This window comes from Pseudomonas sp. H1_A03 (assembly GCF_054685145.1).
The window spans coordinates 71,992-90,513 of the sequence record NZ_CP162829.1; the positions used below are offsets into that span (position 1 = coordinate 71,992).

18 protein-coding genes are annotated in these 18,522 nt (G+C 59.7%); 6 read left to right on the plus strand and 12 right to left on the minus strand.

What is annotated here, in order from left to right:
* Positions 1-58 precede the first annotated feature (58 nt).
* The gene (gene recJ, locus AB4O35_RS00330) at positions 59-1,768 is read right to left on the minus strand and encodes a single-stranded-DNA-specific exonuclease RecJ (RefSeq protein ID WP_065874573.1); all 1,710 of its coding nucleotides are present in this window, start codon (positions 1,766-1,768) and stop codon (positions 59-61) included.
* 156 nt (positions 1,769-1,924) lie between these two features.
* Entirely contained in the window at positions 1,925-2,467 is a 543-nt protein-coding gene (locus tag AB4O35_RS00335) for a YaeQ family protein (RefSeq protein WP_032890801.1), read from the minus strand.
* 148 nt (positions 2,468-2,615) lie between these two features.
* On the opposite strand from AB4O35_RS00335, the gene AB4O35_RS00340 reads away from it, so the two are divergent.
* Together AB4O35_RS00340 and AB4O35_RS00345 are read left to right on the plus strand one after the other, a co-directional pair.
* A complete protein-coding gene (locus AB4O35_RS00340; protein WP_065874572.1) occupies positions 2,616-3,815 on the plus strand; it encodes a CaiB/BaiF CoA transferase family protein in 1,200 nt (399 codons plus the stop codon).
* Positions 3,815-4,702, plus strand: coding sequence for a TIGR02285 family protein (locus tag AB4O35_RS00345; protein ID WP_065874571.1), 888 nt, complete (start codon positions 3,815-3,817; stop codon positions 4,700-4,702). The genes AB4O35_RS00340 and AB4O35_RS00345 overlap by 1 nt, the downstream gene beginning before the upstream one ends.
* A gap of 170 nt (positions 4,703-4,872) precedes the next feature.
* Here AB4O35_RS00345 and AB4O35_RS00350 read toward each other — a convergent pair whose 3' ends face one another.
* Positions 4,873-5,157 (minus strand): DUF3509 domain-containing protein, encoded by a 285-nt coding sequence (locus AB4O35_RS00350; protein ID WP_065874570.1) that lies wholly within the window; start codon positions 5,155-5,157, stop codon positions 4,873-4,875.
* Positions 5,158-5,471: 314 nt separating this feature from the next.
* Here AB4O35_RS00350 and AB4O35_RS00355 point away from each other — a divergent pair, with 314 nt between their 5' ends.
* Positions 5,472-5,693, plus strand: coding sequence for a hypothetical protein (locus tag AB4O35_RS00355; protein WP_065874569.1), 222 nt, complete (start codon positions 5,472-5,474; stop codon positions 5,691-5,693).
* Positions 5,694-5,773: 80 nt separating this feature from the next.
* Here AB4O35_RS00355 and thrC read toward each other — a convergent pair whose 3' ends face one another.
* The 4 genes from thrC to xerD form a co-directional block, all read right to left on the minus strand.
* Positions 5,774-7,183, minus strand: coding sequence for a threonine synthase (gene thrC / locus AB4O35_RS00360; RefSeq protein WP_065874568.1), 1,410 nt, complete (start codon positions 7,181-7,183; stop codon positions 5,774-5,776).
* 67 nt (positions 7,184-7,250) lie between these two features.
* Positions 7,251-8,555: a homoserine dehydrogenase gene (locus AB4O35_RS00365; protein WP_049711679.1), complete on the minus strand. Its 1,305-nt coding sequence runs from the start codon at positions 8,553-8,555 to the stop codon at positions 7,251-7,253.
* 129 nt (positions 8,556-8,684) lie between these two features.
* The gene (locus AB4O35_RS00370; RefSeq protein ID WP_064053737.1) at positions 8,685-9,416 is read right to left on the minus strand and encodes a thioredoxin fold domain-containing protein; all 732 of its coding nucleotides are present in this window, start codon (positions 9,414-9,416) and stop codon (positions 8,685-8,687) included.
* Between the two features lie 141 nt (positions 9,417-9,557).
* Entirely contained in the window at positions 9,558-10,454 is an 897-nt protein-coding gene (xerD, locus tag AB4O35_RS00375) for a site-specific tyrosine recombinase XerD (protein ID WP_065874567.1), read from the minus strand.
* 107 nt (positions 10,455-10,561) lie between these two features.
* Here xerD and AB4O35_RS00380 point away from each other — a divergent pair, with 107 nt between their 5' ends.
* A complete protein-coding gene (locus tag AB4O35_RS00380) occupies positions 10,562-12,361 on the plus strand; it encodes a cation:proton antiporter (protein ID WP_065874566.1) in 1,800 nt (599 codons plus the stop codon).
* Positions 12,362-12,448: 87 nt separating this feature from the next.
* Here the strand turns inward: AB4O35_RS00380 and rplS are convergent, their stop codons facing one another.
* The 5 genes from rplS to ffh form a co-directional block, all read right to left on the minus strand.
* Complete coding sequence (gene rplS, locus AB4O35_RS00385) at positions 12,449-12,799, minus strand: 50S ribosomal protein L19 (protein WP_003175895.1); 351 nt, start codon at positions 12,797-12,799, stop codon at positions 12,449-12,451.
* Between the two features lie 45 nt (positions 12,800-12,844).
* A complete protein-coding gene (gene trmD / locus AB4O35_RS00390; RefSeq protein ID WP_175403014.1) occupies positions 12,845-13,618 on the minus strand; it encodes a tRNA (guanosine(37)-N1)-methyltransferase TrmD in 774 nt (257 codons plus the stop codon).
* Entirely contained in the window at positions 13,600-14,136 is a 537-nt protein-coding gene (gene rimM, locus AB4O35_RS00395; RefSeq protein WP_049711676.1) for a ribosome maturation factor RimM, read from the minus strand. Before rimM ends, trmD begins: the two co-directional genes overlap by 19 nt.
* 5 nt (positions 14,137-14,141) lie before the next feature.
* Positions 14,142-14,393: a 30S ribosomal protein S16 gene (gene rpsP / locus AB4O35_RS00400; protein WP_003175899.1), complete on the minus strand. Its 252-nt coding sequence runs from the start codon at positions 14,391-14,393 to the stop codon at positions 14,142-14,144.
* Between the two features lie 251 nt (positions 14,394-14,644).
* Positions 14,645-16,021, minus strand: coding sequence for a signal recognition particle protein (ffh, locus tag AB4O35_RS00405; RefSeq protein WP_003193965.1), 1,377 nt, complete (start codon positions 16,019-16,021; stop codon positions 14,645-14,647).
* Positions 16,022-16,255: 234 nt separating this feature from the next.
* Between ffh and AB4O35_RS00410 the strand changes: the two genes are divergently transcribed.
* Both AB4O35_RS00410 and AB4O35_RS00415 read left to right on the plus strand, forming a co-directional pair.
* The gene (locus AB4O35_RS00410; RefSeq protein ID WP_065889957.1) at positions 16,256-17,068 is read left to right on the plus strand and encodes a cytochrome C assembly family protein; all 813 of its coding nucleotides are present in this window, start codon (positions 16,256-16,258) and stop codon (positions 17,066-17,068) included.
* A 12-nt stretch (positions 17,069-17,080) separates the two neighbouring features.
* Complete coding sequence (locus AB4O35_RS00415; RefSeq protein ID WP_065889959.1) at positions 17,081-18,319, plus strand: transporter associated domain-containing protein; 1,239 nt, start codon at positions 17,081-17,083, stop codon at positions 18,317-18,319.
* Positions 18,320-18,522: the final 203 nt, after the last annotated feature.

Consider the following 18,522-nt stretch of genomic DNA (forward strand, 5'->3'; position numbering starts at 1 on the left):
AAAAATGTGGGAGCGGCGGTTCGCCGCTCCCACATTTGCTTTAGGGTGAGACCGATATTTAGCGCGGTTCGATGTGCGCAATCATCAACTGCACGGTTTCATTCCCACGAAACTCGTTCACATCCAGCTTGTAGGCCAACTCCACCCAACGCACGGTCGGGTTAGGCCAAACCTCACGGTCGACCCCAAACGCAATGCCATCGAGTTTCACCGAGCCGCATTCGCTCTTGAGCACCACTTTCAGGTGCCGCTCCCCCACGACACGCTGCTCCACTAACTGAAACACGCCATGGAACAACGGCTCGGGAAAGTGTTGCCCCCACGGGCCGGCATGCCGTAAGGCCCGCGCCAGCTCCAGGTGAAACTCTTCTACCGCCAGGGTACCGTCGGTCAACAACCTGCCGGTCAGGTCTTCCTCACACAGTTGCCGGCGCACTTCAGCATCAAACGCTTCGGCAAACAGTGGGAAATTCGACTCGGGCAATGTCAGCCCCGCCGCCATGGCGTGGCCGCCGTATTTGGCGATCAGGTTGGGATGTTGGCTTGCGACCACTGCCAGTGCATCACGGATGTGAAAACCCTGCACGGAACGCCCTGAGCCCTTGAGCAGGCCGTCACCGGCGTCTGCAAAGGCGATGGTCGGGCGGAAGTAACGCTCTTTCATGCGCGACGCGAGAATCCCGATCACGCCTTGGTGCCACTCCGGGTCGAACAGGCACAAGCCGTAAGGCATCGACTCCACCGGCAAATCTTTCAGTTGGGCCAGGGCCTCGCGCTGCATGCCTTGCTCGATGGATTTGCGGTCCTGGTTCATGCCGTCCAGTTGCGCCGCCATTTCCCGTGCGGCGGCGAAATCGCTGGTGAGCAGGCATTCGATACCCAGGCTCATATCATCCAGGCGCCCAGCGGCGTTCAGGCGCGGCCCGAGGATAAAGCCCAGGTCGGTCGAGGTGATGCGTGCAGCGTCGCGCTTGGCCACCTCCAGGATCGCCTTGATCCCCGGCCGTGCGCGACCTGCACGGATACGCTCAAGGCCCTGATGCACCAGGATGCGGTTGTTGGCATCCAGGGGCACCACGTCGGCAACGCTGCCCAGCGCGACCAGGTCGAGCAGCTCGCCGATGTTCGGCTGCGGCGTGTTCTCGTACCACCCCAAACTGCGCAGGCGCGCACGCAAGGCCATCAGCACATAAAAGATCACGCCCACGCCGGCCAGGGCCTTGCTCGGGAACTCACAGCCCGGCTGGTTCGGGTTGACGATGGCATCCGCAGCCGGCAATTCGTCGCCGGGCAAATGGTGGTCGGTCACCAGCACCTTCAACCCCGCGGCTTTGGCGGCTGCCACGCCTTCGACACTGGAGATGCCGTTGTCCACGGTGATCAGCAACTGCGGTTCGCGCTGCAGGGCCACGGCGACGATTTCCGGGGTCAGGCCGTAGCCGTATTCGAAACGGTTGGGCACCAGATAGTCGACATGCGCCGCTCCGAGCAAACGCAGGCCCAAGGTACCCACGGTGCTGGCAGTGGCGCCATCCGCGTCGAAGTCACCGACGATCAGGATGCGCTGGCGTTGCTCCAGCGCCGTCACCAGCAAGTCCACGGCCGCGTCGATGCCCTTGAGGTGCTGGTAAGGGATCAACCGCGCCAGGCTTTTATCCAGTTCGGCTTCCGACTGCACCCCGCGTGCGGCGTAGAGACGGGTCAACAGCGGTGGCAAATCTCCGAGGAACGGCAGGATAGCGGGCAATGGGCGAGGATCGATACGCATGGGGTGACGGAGACTTCTCTGCAATACAACGGTTAAACAGGAATTTTGAAAACAACACACTTCAAATGTGGGAGCTGGCTTGCCTGCGATGGGATCACCACGGGGTGACTGTTACACCGAGGCGCCTGCATCGCAGGCAAGCCAGTTCCCACATTATCAGCCGCGTTCGCCGACCAGCCATTGCAGTTGCACTTCATGCTGGCCACGGTCGTCGGTGACGAAGATCGTGCCTTCGCTGATCATCACGTCCCACTTGATAACACGGGGCATGTCTTTGGCCAGTACTTCGAGGATTTCCTGGGGCACGGCGGCGATGTGTACGTTTTTCAGGTTATTCGCCACCGGCACCACCTTGCCTTCCCATACACGCAGGCTGCCGTAGGCCAGCAGGCTGGTACGTTCGGTGCGGCGCGAGCACCAGGTCAAGCGGTCAGCATCGGGCTGGCCGACTTCGATCCAGTGCAAAACCCGATCATCCAGGCTTTTTTCCCACAGGGCTGGCTCGTCTACATCTGACAGCCCACGACCGAACGCCAGTTGCTCGTTGTAAAACAGGGCGTAGGCCAACAGACGCACGGTCATGCGCTCTTCGGTTTCCGAAGGGTGGCGGGCGATGGTCTGTTTGACGCTCTCGTACACCGAACGATCGAGGTCAGTAAGGTTGAGTTCGAATTTGTAGGTCGTGGACGGCTGGGCCATGAACGGACTTCTAGAGACAGGGAAAGGCGGCCAGTCTAACCGATGGCGGGGTCATTCAACGAATCCTGCGCTGCATCATCCTTATCCCTGGGCCGCCCGCCTATGTTAAAAGGCATCACACCACCGCCCTGCGCAGACAAGGATCCTCATGTCGTTTAATGCCAAACCGCTTGCCGGCCTGAAAGTTATCGAACTCGGCACCCTGATCGCCGGCCCGTTCGCCTCACGTATCTGCGCCGAATTCGGCGCCGAGGTGATCAAGGTCGAATCGCCGGACGGCGGCGACCCGCTGCGCAAGTGGCGCAAGCTGTACGAGGGCACGTCGTTGTGGTGGTTTGTGCAGGCGCGCAATAAGCAGTCGCTGACGCTGAACCTCAAGCACCCGGACGGCCTGGCCATCCTCAAGCAGTTGCTGGCGGACGCCGATATCCTGATCGAGAACTTCCGCCCCGGCGTGCTGGAGAAGCTCGGCCTGAACTGGGAAACCCTGCACGCACTCAACCCCAAGCTGGTGATGGTGCGTCTCTCCGGCTTTGGCCAGACCGGCCCGATGAAAGACCAGCCTGGGTTTGGCGCGGTGGGCGAATCCATGGGCGGCCTGCGCTATATCACCGGCTTCGAAGACCGCCCACCGGTGCGCACCGGCATTTCCATCGGCGACTCGATTGCTGCGCTGTGGGCGGTGATCGGCGCGCTGATGGCGCTGCGTCATCGTGAAGTCAACGGCGGCGTGGGCCAGGTGGTCGATGTAGCGCTGTATGAAGCCATCTTCGCGATGATGGAAAGCATGATCCCGGAGTTCGATGTGTTCGGCTTTATTCGCGAACGCACCGGCAACATCATGCCCGGTATTACGCCGTCCTCGATCCACACCAGCGCGGACGGCAAGCATGTACAGATTGGCGCCAACGGCGATGCGATCTTCAAGCGCTTTATGTCGGCTATTGGCCGTGAAGATTTGGCCAACGATCCTGAGTTAACCAGCAATGACGGACGCGATGGCCGCCGTGATGAGCTGTATGGCGTCATTGATCGCTGGGTGAATTCGCTGCCACTGGATGAAGTGGTCGCAATATTGAATAAAGCCGAAGTGCCTGCCAGTCGAATCTACAGTGCCGAGGACATGCTCGGCGATCCGCAATTCCTCGCCCGGGAGATGTTCCTCAAGGCCCAGCTTCCCGACGGCAAGGACTTCAAGATGCCCGGCATCGTGCCCAAGTTGTCGGACACGCCAGGCAGCTGCGAATGGGTCGGGCCGCAGCTGGGTGAACATAACAACGTGCTACTCAATAAACTGGGATACGACAGCGCGGCCATTACTCGCTTGCGTGAGGATGGCGCGATTTGATGGTTTACCATGCTCGGCGCCGGCTACTGCAACTCTGTCTTGTCTGCGCGATAGCGAGCGAATGGCCGCTGTCCGCCCACGCAGAAGAAACACTGACCTGGCTGCTGCGCGACTTACCACCGGTCACCATCTTTGAGGGGCCGCAGAAGGGCCAAGGGGTATTGGACAAGTTATTGCCCATACTCAGCGAGCGCCTGCCGGAATATCGGCACCAGGTGATGCACGTCAATCGTGCCCGGGGTATTCAGATGCTGCGCGACCCCACTGTCCTGACGTGCGACCCGTCGCTGCTGTGGACGGAGGAACGAGCCAAGTACGTTGTATTTTCCGCCCAGGCATTCGTCTCGGTGAGTAATGGGGTGACCCTGCGACGCATCCAGCAGGAAGAACTGGCCCCCTTTATTGGTGAGGGCCAATTCGACCTGCACGCTTTTCTTGGCTCCCATAGAGCACGTATAGGCGCAACCGCCGAACGTAGCTACGGCCCGCTGATCGATGAACAGCTCAAGGGTGCCGACCCTCACACACTGGCACTCCATTACGGCAATGACGCCCTGGGCAGCCTGCTGCAAATGCAGCGCCTGGGCCGGCTGGAAGCCGTTCTGGGTTACGCGCCGGAGATCCGCTATCACGCCATGCAACAAGGCATTGCCCCTGAAGACCTGATGTTCTACCCCATCAAGGGCTCAGCGCCGTACCAGCATACGCATATCGGTTGCTCGGCCACGCCTGAAGGTCGCCTGGCCATACAGCGAATTGACCAGGCCTTGCGCGAGATCCCACAGGCACAGCTACAGCAAGCCTACGCCGAGTGGCTGGACCCGGTCATGCGCGAACACTATCTGCAGGACAACCCGAGCTTTTTCCTGGATTCACCTGAACCCTGACAAATCGCAGGCAAAAAGAAACCCCGAAGCATGGGGAGACACTTCGGGGTTAAACGTGGCCTACAAAGACCAGTACAGCAAGGCACAAACACCGGAGCACAATGCCTGCTCTTGCTGTTACGAACTCTGACCGGCCACCTTGTAGGAAGTTTCCACATTTAAACAATTCTTCATGCAACGGCAGCGCCACGGGTCTGGGCGGCGTTGCGCATGGCCGCAATGACTGAGGGTTCCACGCGCCCCTCGGCAATCTTGATGTCGCGCAACAGGCAATCCACTACATCCACCAGCACGCGCTTATCCATCAATTGCGCGCGATCGACTTCACGCTCGACCACGATAGCGCCAGCAGGATGCTTCACCGTCACCAGGCACTCGCCCTGCACACCAGAGGTGGTCAGCGTAACCTGATAAGGGCTCAGTGCTTCTTCGAGCAATAGGCTGATACTTTCCATCTCGATCACCACTCAATAGTTCGGGAACAATCGTTTCAACGGGAGCTGCATCTATCCTAAGTGACTGTTTGTGACGTAGGAAAGTTCGCTTTATCGTCTTTATGGGGCCGTCAGGGGGTGACGGATTCCAGCATGCGCTTGCAACATGACAACGAAAAAACGGCCGCACATAACTGCTTACGCAATGGGTGGCTGATTTGGGGGTTGCCGGGGGCTGAGGCTGGTGGTGAATCCTATACTCGTTGAGCGCAGGTCACGCTGCTACCCAGGTAAAAGCGCATGTCAAAAGGCCCTTATTGCGAAGGATGAAGATGATGGCGGAACACAATGAACAGCAAACATCGACAGACAGAATGCACGCCGAGGTCTCACGTATTTTTGTTGAAATCGCACGTATGAACGCAGAGCAGAACAAACTCAACAAAGAATCCCTGAAGATAACCTGTGAGACTTTCTGGTACCCGGTGGGTATCGCGACAGGGTTCTATGCCGCCGTAGGCACCGTCATAGTCGTCGCGCAGAAACTATTCTCGTAACACTAGACCGGGCCTGCCAGAAACAAAAACGCCGCTGCCCCATGGAAGGGAAAGCGGCGTTTTTGCCTGCACGGTTTGCCTTACAACGGCTTACCACGATTGCCATGCTGGCTGACAAACGCCTGCACAGCCTTCAGGTCATTGGCCAATACGGTGCAACGCTCTTCGCGCTTGAACAGGTCAGCCAAGTGCACCGGCAATTCCAGCGCCTTGCCAACGCCGGCCTTCTCCACCGCTTCCGGGAATTTCACCGGGTGCGCGGTGCCCAGGATCACCATCGGGATATCCAGGCTGCGACGGCATTCGCGGGCGGCCTTCACACCAATGGCAGTGTGCGGGTCGAGCAGCTCGCCGGTCTGGGCATAGACTTCTGCGATGGTTTCGCAGGTCTGCGCATCGTCCACAGCCAGGGAGTCGAAGAGCTTGCGGGTTTCGGTCCAGCGCTCTTCGTCAACGCTGAAACCGCCGCCGCTCTTGAAGGTGTCCATCAAGCCCGCGATGGCCGCACCGTTGCGACCGTGCATGTCGAACAGCAGGCGCTCGAAGTTCGAAGAAACCATGATGTCCATCGACGGCGACAGCGTGGCGTGCAGGGTTTCCTTGACGTACTGGTTGCCGCTCATGAAGCGGTGCAGGATGTCGTTGCGATTGGTGGCGACGATCAACTGGTTGATCGGCAGGCCCATGTTGCGTGCCAGGTAACCGGCAAAAATGTCGCCGAAGTTGCCGGTCGGCACCGAGAACGACACCGAACGCGCCGGGCCGCCCAACTGCAGGGAGGCGTGGAAGTAGTAGACGATCTGGGCCATGATCCGCGCCCAGTTGATCGAGTTCACTGCCACCAGACGCGTGCCTTTCAGGAAGCTCTGGTCAGCAAAGCTGTTCTTGACCATTTCCTGGCAGTCATCGAAGTTGCCTTCAATGGCGATGTTGTGGATGTTCTCACCAAAAATGGTGGTCATCTGGCGACGCTGCACTTCCGACACGCGCTTGTGCGGGTGCAGGATGAAGATGTCGACGTTTTCGCAGTGTTTGCAGCCTTCAATGGCGGCCGAGCCGGTATCACCGGAGGTAGCGCCGATGATCACCACGCGTTCGCCGCGCTTCTCCAATACGTAATCGAGCAGACGACCCAGCAATTGCAGGGCAAAGTCTTTGAACGCCAGCGTTGGGCCGTGGAACAGCTCCAGCACCCATTCGTTGCCGTTCAATTGACGCAACGGGGCGATGGCGCTGTGGGAAAACACGCCGTACGTCTCTTCCAGAATCTTCTTAAAGTCCGCATCCGGAATGCTGCCGGTGACAAACGGGCGCATCACCCGGAAGGCCAATTCGTGGTACGGCAGGCCGGCCCAGGAAGCGATTTCTTCCTGGGTGAAGCATGGCAGGTTTTCCGGCACGTACAGGCCACCGTCAGTGGCAAGACCTGCCAGCAAAACGTCTTCGAAATTCAGGGCCGGTGCCTGGCCGCGGGTGCTGATGTAGCGCATGACTGGCTCCTCTAAAACATTCTTGACCAGAGGCCGCCGACTGCACGGGGCCCCCGGAACATATCGGTTAGTTCAAGTGCTCAACGCGGATCCGGACTACCGGGCCAACCACGCCTTGCAAGGCTTCGAGGGCGGCGATCGCGTCGTTCATGTGCTGTTCGAGCACCCGGTGGGTCAGCAGGATCATCGGCACCTGGCCGTTTTGCTCCTCGACTTCCTTCTGCATGATCGACTCGATGTTGATCCCGCGCTCCGACAGGATGCTGGCGACCTGGGCCAACACGCCCGGATGGTCCTGGGCCTGGATACGCAGGTAGTAGGCACTTTCGCAGGCTTCGATCGGCAAGATCGGGTGGGCCGACAGCGAGTCCGGCTGGAACGCCAGGTGCGGCACGCGGTTCTCCGGGTCGCTGGTCATGGCGCGGACCACGTCCACCAGGTCGGCGATCACCGACGAAGCCGTTGGCTCCATGCCGGCGCCGGCGCCGTAGAACAGGGTCGAACCGGCGGCGTCACCGTTGACCATCACAGCGTTCATCACGCCATTGACGTTGGCGATCAAGCGGTCGGCCGGGATCAGCGTCGGGTGCACACGCAGCTCGATACCGGCCGGCGTGCTGCGCGCTACGCCCAGGTGCTTGATGCGGTAGCCCAGGGCTTCGGCGTAGTTCACGTCAGCAGTGGTCAGCTTGGTGATGCCTTCGGTGTAGGCCTTGTCGAACTGCAGCGGGATACCAAAGGCGATGGACGCCAGGATGGTCAGCTTGTGTGCTGCGTCGATACCTTCCACATCAAAGGTCGGGTCGGCTTCGGCGTAACCCAGGGCCTGGGCTTCGGCCAGCACGTCTTCGAAGGTACGGCCCTTCTCGCGCATTTCGGTGAGGATGAAGTTACCGGTGCCGTTGATGATGCCGGCGACCCAATTGATGCGGTTGGCGGACAGGCCTTCACGGATCGCCTTGATCACCGGGATGCCACCGGCCACAGCGGCTTCGAACGCAACGATCACGCCCTTTTCACGCGCCTTGGCGAAGATCTCGTTGCCGTGCACGGCGATCAGCGCCTTGTTGGCGGTGACCACGTGCTTGCCGTTCTCGATGGCCTTGAGCACCAGCTCGCGGGCCACGGTGTAGCCGCCGACCAGCTCGATGACGATATCGATTTCAGGGTTGGTGGCAACGGCGAAGACATCGTTGGTAATCGCAATACCGGTCGTTTCGAACTGAGGCTTCGGCGAACGCGTGGCAATTTGCGCCACTTCAATCCCACGGCCTGCGCGGCGGGAAATTTCCTCAGCGTTACGCTGAAGTACGTTAAAGGTGCCGCCACCGACGGTCCCTAACCCACAGATGCCTACTTTGACCGGTTTCACTGAAGAACTCCCCATGAAACGGCCGACGCGAGGTCGGCCGTGGAAAACAGCCGCATAACTGCGGCTTTCAATTAATGGCCCGCCGACTTATCCACGGGCCATGATCGTCAAAGGTTCGACGATGCTGGTTTATTTGGCACTCAGCGCCAGTTTGGCAACTTGTGGCGCCGGCTGGTAGCCCGGAATCACTTGGCCGTCAGCCAAAACGATGGCCGGTGTACCGTTCACGCCAATGGACTGGCCCAGCGCGAACTGCTTGGAAACCGGGTTGGCGCACTTGGCGGCCTTGATTTCCTTGCCATCGACCATCTTGTCCATGGCCGCTTTTTTGTCGGCCGAGCACCATACGGCTTGCAACTGCTCGTCACCCGGCGAACCCAGGCCCTGGCGCGGGAACGCTACGTAGCGCACTTCCACGCCCAGCTTGTTCAGCGCAGGCACTTCAGCGTGCAACTTGTGGCAGTACGGGCACGTGGTGTCGGTGAACACCGTGATGTGGGTCTTGGTCTCGCCGATCGCCGGGTAGACCACGGTTTCAGCCACAGGGATGCCATTGATCAGCTTGGACACGCCCAGGCGCTCGGCTTTCTCGGTCAGGTTGACCGGTTTGCCGTCCTTCAATTGGAACAGGTAACCCTGGACGATGTACTGGCCGTCGGCACTGGCGTACAGCACGCGGCTGCCCTTGAGCTTGACTTCGTACAGGCCGGCCATCGGGCTGGCACTGATACTTTCGATCGGGGTGTCGAGCTGCAGGTTGGCCAGGCTCTTGCGGATGGTCTGCTCGGCGGCGTCGTCGGCGACAACAAAGGTGGAAACCAACGCAATGGCTGCGGCGGCAATAATCTGGGTCAAGCGCATGGGAACTCCTGAAGGCAGATGCAGGGACGGGGGCAAGACATGGGTCTGTTAATACAGGTCTGAGCCGTCCCCTTTGCTAACCGGCAAAGCCTACCACAGTTGGGCCGCAGGGCAGCCCGCGGCGGAATAAATTGGCGGTTTTCAGCCTCTCGGGTGGTGCTTGGCGTGCATTTCCTGCAAACGCGCGCGCGCCACGTGGGTGTAGATCTGGGTGGTGGATAAGTCGCTGTGGCCGAGCAGCATTTGCACCACGCGCAAATCCGCACCGTGGTTGAGCAAATGGGTGGCGAAGGCATGGCGCAACGTGTGGGGCGACAGGGACTTGCTGATCCCGGCGACCTTGGCCTGATGCTTGATGCGGTGCCAGAAGGTCTGGCGGGTCATCTGCTCACCGCGCAGGCTGGGGAACAACACATCACTGGGGCGTCCGCCAAGCAGTTCGCCGCGGGCATCACGCATATAGCGCTCGACCCACACTATTGCCTCCTCCCCCATCGGTACCAACCGCTCCTTACTGCCCTTGCCCATCACCCGCAATACACCCTGGCGCAGGTTCACTTGTTCCAGGGTCAGGCTGATCAACTCGGTGACCCGCAGGCCGCACGCGTACAGAACCTCGAGCATGGCGCGGTCGCGCTGGCCGATGGCTTCACTGAGATCGGGAGCAGCAAGCAAAGCCTCCACGTCGCTTTCCGACAAAGACTTAGGAAGAGGCCTACCTAATTGTGGCATGTCGACTTGTAGAGTCGGATCGACTGCGATCAGCTTTTCGCGCAGCAAATAGCGATAAAAGCCACGCACGCCGGAGAGAAATCTCGCAGTGGAACGTGGCTTGTAGTGTTGCTCCAGACGCCAGGCCAAGTGATCGAGGATCAGCTCACGTCCAGCATTGATCAGCTCGAGGTTTTTCTCCTGCAGCCAACCGTTGAACAGGGCCAGGTCACTGCGGTAAGCCTGGCGCGTGTTGTCCGACAGGCCTTTTTCCAGCCAAAGGGCGTCGAGAAAACGGTCGATAAGGGGGTGGTCAATGGCGGGCATGGGCACTCAAGCGACGCGGCACGGGGCTTTGCGGCAATTAATTAGTGAACTGTGATTAGGGTCACTAGTCTTTCATAGCCCGCTACTTCAAGGAACAGGGAGCTTTAATGAACGAACAACAGATTTTGTTGGCCTTTGGCGGCATTGGTGTGGCCGCACTCGGCTGCCAATGGCTGGCCTGGCGCCTGAAACTGCCAGCAATTCTGTTTCTTTTGCTGAGCGGGATTCTGGCCGGACCGGTACTGGGCTGGCTCGACCCGCAAGAAATGTTCGGCCCCTTGCTGATGCCACTTGTGTCGTTGGCGGTGGCGCTGATCCTGTTTGAGGGCAGCCTGACGCTGCACCTATCGGAATGGAAGGAGATTGGCAGCGTGGTCCACCGCCTGGTGACCCTCGGCGCGCTTTCGACCTGGGCGGTGATCACGCTGGCAACCCACTGGCTGCTGGGTTTCGACTGGATGCTGGCGCTGCTGTTCGGCACGCTGACGCTGGTGACGGGCCCCACGGTGATCGTCCCGATGCTACGCGTGGTGCGCCCCAAAGCCTCCATCGCCAACATCCTGCGCTGGGAAGGTATCGTCATAGACCCGATTGGCGCACTGCTGGCCGTGGTGGTCTACAGCTTCATCATCAGCCGCGCCTCCGGAGATGGCTTGAGCCATAGCCTGCTGACTTTCGGCGGCGTGATTGCCTGCGGTAGCCTGTTCGGGGTTGCCGGCGGCTGGCTGCTGGGGCAGATCATGCGGCGACAGTGGTTGCCGGAATACCTGCACAACCTGGCGACCCTGGCCGGGGTGCTGGGCGTGTTCATCGCCGCCAATGAAGTCATGCACGAGTCCGGCCTGTTGGCGGTGACGCTGATGGGCATGTGGATGGCCAACATGAAAGGCGTGGATGTGCGACACATCCTGCACTTCAAGGAAAACCTCAGCGTACTGCTAATTTCCGGTCTGTTTATCCTGCTGGCGGCGCGCCTGGACCTGAATGCCTTGATTGCCCTGGGGCCCTTCGTCCTGATCCTGTTGCTGATCATTCAGTTTATTGCCCGCCCCCTCAATGTCGCGCTGTCGACCGTTGGTTCGAAGCTGAACTGGCGAGAACGTGCGCTGCTGGCGTGGATCGCCCCACGCGGCATTGTGGCCGCAGCGGTGTCGGCGATATTTGCGATTCGCCTGGATGAAGCCGGTCACGAAGGTGCATTGCTGCTGGTGCCGCTGACCTTTGCGGTAATTATCGGCACCGTGGTGCTGCAAAGCGCCACCGCCCGCCCCCTGGCCCGCCTACTGAAAGTCGCCGAGCCTGCGCCCAGTGGCTTTCTGATCGTCGGTGCAAATGGCCCGGCGCGCATCCTGGGCAAGGCCCTGCAGCAACTGGGCAGCCGCGTGCTGTTGACCGACTCCAGCTGGGAGAACATCCGCGCCAGCCGTATGGAGGGGCTACCAACCTACTTCGGCAACCCGGCCTCGCAGCATGCCGAATCGCACCTGGACCTGGTGGGGCTCGGACATTTGCTGGCACTGTCGCCCTCGGGCGAACTGAACACGCTGGCCGCCATGCGCTTTCGCCACGACTTCGGGCATCGCCTGTTTACCTTGACCAGCAGCCAGGAGAGCCGTCGCACGGACAAGCACCGGGCCAGCCATGAACACCGCGGGCACTTGCTGGGCAGCCAACCCTTGAGTTATTCCAAGCTCGCCAGCCTGCTGGGGCAAGGCGCCGAGCTGTACACCACCCACCTGACCGATGGGTTTGGCTGGAACGACTATCAGGCACTGCATGGTGAACGGGCGATCCTGTTGTTTGCCCGTGACAACAGTGGCTGGGTGCATGTGGTAACACCAGAGAGCGGCTTGAAACCAGTGGCGGGGTGGGCGTTATTGGCAGTCATCCAGCCAGGGCAGTCCTAGCCACAACTGCCACCCTGCGATCCGCACAAATCGCAGGCACAAAAAAGCAGCCCGTAGGCTGCTTTTTTCTGCATCGGGAAGCTGGGCTTAAGCCAGTTTTTCCTTGATGCGAGCTGCTTTACCGGACAGGTCACGCAGGTAGTACAGCTTGGCTTTACGTACGTCACCGCGACGCTTGACGGCCATGCTGTCGATTTGCGGGCTGTAGGTCTGGAAAGTACGCTCTACGCCAACACCGTTGGAGATTTTACGAACAGTGAAAGCACTGTTCACACCACGGTTACGCTTGGCGATTACCACGCCTTCGAACGCTTGCAGACGCGAACGGTCGCCTTCCTTCACTTTCACCTGAACGACAATAGTGTCGCCCGGGGCAAAGGTAGGGATCTCTTTGGTCATCTGCTCTGCTTCGAGTGCAAGGATGATTTTGTTAGTCATGCTGTGCTCCTAAGGTAAGTCAATGGACCTACCATCGATACGTTGTTAACTATCGTCCCGCGCGAGGATGTATTCCTCGAGCAGCTTCTTCTCTTCTCCAGAAAGCGAGCGGCTATCCAGAAGATCGGCGCGTCGTTCATAGGTCCGACCAAGGGACTGCTGTAAACGCCAACGCCGGATGTGTGCGTGATTGCCACTTAGCAATACGTCGGGAACACGCTGATCCGCATACACCTCCGGTCGGGTGTAGTGCGGGCAATCCAGCAAACCATCCGTGAAGGAATCTTCCTCCGCGGAGTCCGCATGCCCTAAAGCTCCAGGCAGCAGTCGTGTAACCGCATCTATCAGGACCATCGCCGGCAGCTCGCCGCCAGACAGGACATAGTCCCCAATCGACCACTCTTCATCGACATGAGCTTCAATAAAACGCTCGTCAATGCCTTCATAGCGACCGGCAATCAGGATCAGTGCTTCCTCATTCGCCAGTTCGCGGACCCCAGCCTGTTTCAGCTGACGGCCTTGAGGGGACAGGTAAATTACCTTCGCCTTCTCCCCGGCGGCGGCCTTGGCCTGAGCCAACGCGTCTTCCAGGGGCTTGATCTTCATCACCATGCCCGGGCCACCGCCAAATGGGCGGTCATCCACAGTGTGATGTCGATCCGTCGTGTAGTCTCGCGGGTTCCAACAGGTAAGCTGCAACAGCCCCTGTTTCACCGCCCGACTGGTGATGCCGTACTCGCTGATAGCGGAAAACATCTCGGGAAACAAACTGATCACTTCAATGCGCAGATTAGCCACGCTTAGAAGTCCGCATCCCATTCCACCTTCATCTCGCCCGCGGCCAGGTCGATGGCCAACACGCATTGCTCTGTATAGGGCAACAAGCGTTCGCGATCATCCAGGCTGCCAGCGCAAGGCTTGACCACCATTACATCATTGGCGCCGGTTTCCAGAAGATGATCGATTTTCCCGAACAATTGCCCGAGTTGATCAATAACCTTCAGACCTTCCAGCTGGTACCAGTAGTACTCGCCGTCGGTCAATTCAGGGAACAGGTTGCGCGGCACGCAGATCTCATAACCGGCCAGAAGACGAGCTTCTTCACGGTCATCAAGACCCTTGAGCTTTGCGACCAGGAACTTATCGCTCCCGCGTCCACTGACCAGCTCGACCTGTTTCACACTACCTTCGCGCTTGAGCGTCCAGGTTTTGTACTGCAACAGGTTTTCAGTCGGATCAGTAAAGGAATACACCTTCACTTCGCCGCGAACGCCATGAACAGAGTAAATCTTGCCGATAACGATCAAATCATCAGCAACAGCTGGCGTCGCGTTCATATTGCTCAGGCTGCGGCCTTAGCCGAGTCCTTCAACAACTTTGCAACGCGCTCGGATGGCTGTGCACCAACGCTCAGCCAGTAGGCTACGCGCTCTTGGTTCACGGACAGACGAACTTCTTGACCACGAGCAACAGGGTTGAAGAAACCAACCTGTTCCTTGTGCGAACCGTCGCGCGGGTTGCGGCTGTCGGTTACGGTCAAGTGGTAAAACGGGCGCTTTTTGGAGCCGCCAAGGGCAAGACGGATTGTTAGCATGTGAACATCGTTCCTGTAGTCGGTGCTGCAAATCTAAATGCACAGCGGGCATAGGTGCCCGAAAGGCCGCATATTCTAAGGAATATCCGGACTTTTGCAAATGTCTTTTTCTGGCGCCTATCAGTGTGCCATTCAGATCTGCTATAGAGCCGTCGGTTAAAACGGCAGGTCAGCCCCCGCCAATAGCGGGTTTGCTGGAGATCCCACATCCCTGTGGGTCGGAGCAGGAGCTGGGCTCCCGCTCGAATACTTTACATTTTAGGCATGCCGCCGCCGGGCAACATACCGCCCATGCCGCGCATCATCTTGGCCATACCGCCTTTGGCGGAGAATTTCTTCATCATCTTCTGCATCTGCTTGTGTTGCTTGATCAAGCGACCGATGTCCTGCACCTGGGTGCCGGAACCCATGGCGATCCGACGCTTACGCGAACCGCTGATCAGCTCAGGGTCGCGGCGTTCGGCCGGGGTCATGGAATTGATGATGGCTTCCATCTGCTTGAACTGCTTCTCTGCCGCGCCCTGGGCATTGCCCATTTGCGCCAGGTTCACACCGCCGATGTTCGGCAGCTTGTCCATCAGGCCGCCAAGGCCGCCCATATTCTTCATCTGTTGCAGCTGGTCGCGGAAGTCTTCGAGGTCGAAGCCCTTGCCCTTCTTCAGCTTCTTGGCCAGTTTATCGGCCTTGTCCTTGTCGAGCGTGGCTTCAGCCTGCTCGATCAGGCTGAGCACGTCGCCCATACCGAGGATGCGCGAGGCAATACGCTCCGGGTGGAACGGCTCGAGCGCTTCGCTCTTCTCGCCCATACCGATGAACTTGATCGGCTTGCCGGTGATGGCACGTACCGACAGCGCGGCACCGCCACGGGCGTCGCCGTCGACTTTGGTCAGGATCACGCCGGTCAGCGGCAGTGCGTCACCAAAAGCCTTGGCGGTGTTGGCCGCATCCTGGCCGGTCATGGCGTCGACCACGAACAGCGTCTCGACCGGGTTGATCGCGGCATGCAGCGCCTTGATCTCGCCCATCATCTCTTCGTCGATGTGCAGGCGACCGGCGGTATCGACGATGACCACGTCGATGAACTTCAGCTTGGCTTCTTTAATAGCTGCGTTGGCGATGTCGACCGGCTTCTGGCTCAGGTCGGACGGGAAGAAGGTCACACCGACTTCGCCGGCGAGCATTTCCAACTGCTTGATGGCCGCCGGACGGTACACGTCGGCCGACACCACCATCACGGACTTCTTCTTGCGCTCTTTAAGGAAGCGCGCCAGCTTGCCGGCGGTGGTGGTTTTACCCGCGCCCTGCAAACCGGCCATCAATACGACGGCCGGCGGCACGGCGCTGAGGTTCAAGTCTTCGTTGGCCGCGCCCATCAGGCTTTCGAGCTCGGCCTGGACGATCTTCACAAAGGCCTGGCCCGGCGTGAGGCTGCGGGACACTTCGGTGCCTACCGCACGCTCTTTGACCGAGTTGACGAAGTCCTTCACCACCGGCAAAGCCACGTCGGCTTCCAGCAACGCCATGCGCACTTCACGCAGGGTGTCTTTAATATTGTCCTCGGTCAGCTTGGCCTTGCCGGTGACATGGCGCAGCGTCTGCGAGAGACGGTCAGTCAGGTTTTCAAACATGCGCGATCCTTTCAGGCCCTATTCAACAAAATGCATTGGTAGACCGAGGTAGTGGCGACCGAGGCTGTGGTAAATCGCTATTAAAAACAGCGCTCGGCGAGCCTGCGGCGTGGGCAGGTCGCGGATTATAGCGAAGACTGCGGCCATGCACACCCGCTGTCTGGCCTGAGAGTCTTTCGTGTTACGCGGGGGTATGCCAAACTCAGCGCCTTTCGGGCTTGCCTATCAGGATTTATGCTCCCTTTGTCACCCAGTTTGCTACCCAGCCTCGCCGCCGCCATTTTGTATGCCGCTGCGACTCTCTATCAGGGCACTCGTCTGGCCCAAGGCACCAAGGCGGACAAACGCCTGCTGGTCGGCCTTGGCGTCCTAGCCCTGCTGGCTCACGCTGCCAGCCTGTTTACCCACCTGATGACCCCAGTCGGCCTGGGCCTGGATTTTTTCAGCGCCGCCAGCCTGATTGCGGCGGCCGTCATCGCGCTGACCCTGCTGGCCTGTTATCGGATTCCCGTCGAGAACCTGCTGGTGCTGCTATTCCCATTGGGCGTGCTGACGGTGCTGCTGGCGCAATTCGCGCCCACGGGTACGGTGCAGGTGATTGATGAAGAGCCGGGCATCCTCGCGCATATCCTGCTTTCCATCCTGGCCTACGGCATGTTCACCATTGCCGTCTTCCAATCCCTGCTCCTGCTGCTGCAGGACCACCAGCTCAAGCACAAGCACCCCTCAGGGCTGATCAAGAACTTCCCGCCGCTGCAAACCATGGAAAGCCTGCTGTTCGGCTTCCTCTGGGCTGGCTGGACGCTGTTGTCATTGTCGCTGATTTCCGGCTGGCTATTCGTCGAAAACCTGTTCGCCCAGCACCTGGTGCACAAGACGTTGCTGGCGTGCCTGGCATGGGTAGTGTTCAGCGTATTGCTGTGGGGCCGCAACCGCCTCGGCTGGCGTGGGCACAAGGCGATCCGCTGGACCCTGGCCGGTTTCTGCCTGCTGATGCTGGCCTATTTCGGCAGCAAGCTGGTCCGCGAATACATCCTGCACATCTGACGGGCCGTGATCATGGACAACTTGCCGCTGGAGCCGATGCTCGCAGTAATCGCCTTGCTGGTGTTATGGGCCGCGCTGTTTACCGCCATCGAAGCCGCGCAACAGCACTTGCTGGCCTTGCGTCCTGGTACACGCCAGGGTGACAAGGCTGCCGCACGCCTGAGCTTCCCGCGTAACAGCCTGATCCTGTGCAACAGCCTGTGTCGCGCCGCGGTAGTCATTCTCTGCACCTTGCTGGCGATCTACGCCTGGGCGCAGAACGGACCTTGGCTGGGCTGGATGATTGCCTGCGCGCTCCTGCTGATATTCGCCGACTACCTGCCTCGTGCCCTCGCCGTTCGTTATCCGCAAGCGGTGTTGGGCTTCGGCAATACGCTTTTGGGCGTGCCGCTGAAAATCCTCTACCCCCTTGCCTGGCTGCTCAATGGCATCAGCCTGTTGCTGTTGCGTCCATTCGCACGTCAATCCGGCGTGGTGAAAAAGAGCGATGAACCGCTGCCCGACCACGACGACGAACCGGAACCGGAAGCCGACGAAGACCGCACCCCCGGGATGCCCGGCATCCACGCCCTGGACAACATCACGGTCAACGACATCCTGGTACCGCGCAGTGAAGTGGACGGCATCAACCTGGATGACTCAGTCGAAGAGATCATCGAGCAACTGCGCACCTCCGAGCGCACGCGCCTGCCGGTGTTCCACAGTGATATCAACCAGGTCCAGGCGGTGCTGAACACGCGACAGATCCAGCACCTGCTGCCCGACGCCAGCCTGACCAAGGAAGCGTTACTCGCCGCCTGCCACGAACCCTACTTCGTCCCCGAAAGTACGCCGCTGCAACTGCAACTGCTGAACTTCCACAAGCAACAGCGACGCCTCGGCATGGTGGTGGACGAGTACGGCGAAGTGCTGGGCATTGTCACCCTGGAAGATATCCTCGAAGAAATCGTCGGTGAGTTTGAGAGCGAACAGAGTGCCGACAACCCGCATATCGACGCGCAACCGGATGGCCGCTATATCATCGACGGTGCCGCCTCGATCCGCGACCTGAATAAGAGCCTGAACTGGCACCTGCCCAGCGACGGTCCAAAGACCCTCAATGGCCTGGTCACCGAAGCACTGGAGACCATCCCGGACTGCGCGGTGTGCCTGAAAATCGGGCGCTACCGCCTGGAAATCCTCGAGACCGAGGACAACCGCGTGAGCAAGGTGCTGATCTGGCATACCAGCAGGATGCCGGTGGCTGCCTAACCTATCCCTGATACTACTCAAGCTCCCACATTTTGATTTGCGGCGTGTCAGCACACTTGTTGTATCTCCAAACCCCTTCCTATAATCCCTGCGGCTTACCAGAGCCCCGCCCGACCGTGTGCTACCCGCACCCAACGCGTCAAGGCACCGCTTCATCCTGTCTGACCGGTGTTCGCTCCCATCCCGAGCCGCCCCGCGCACTA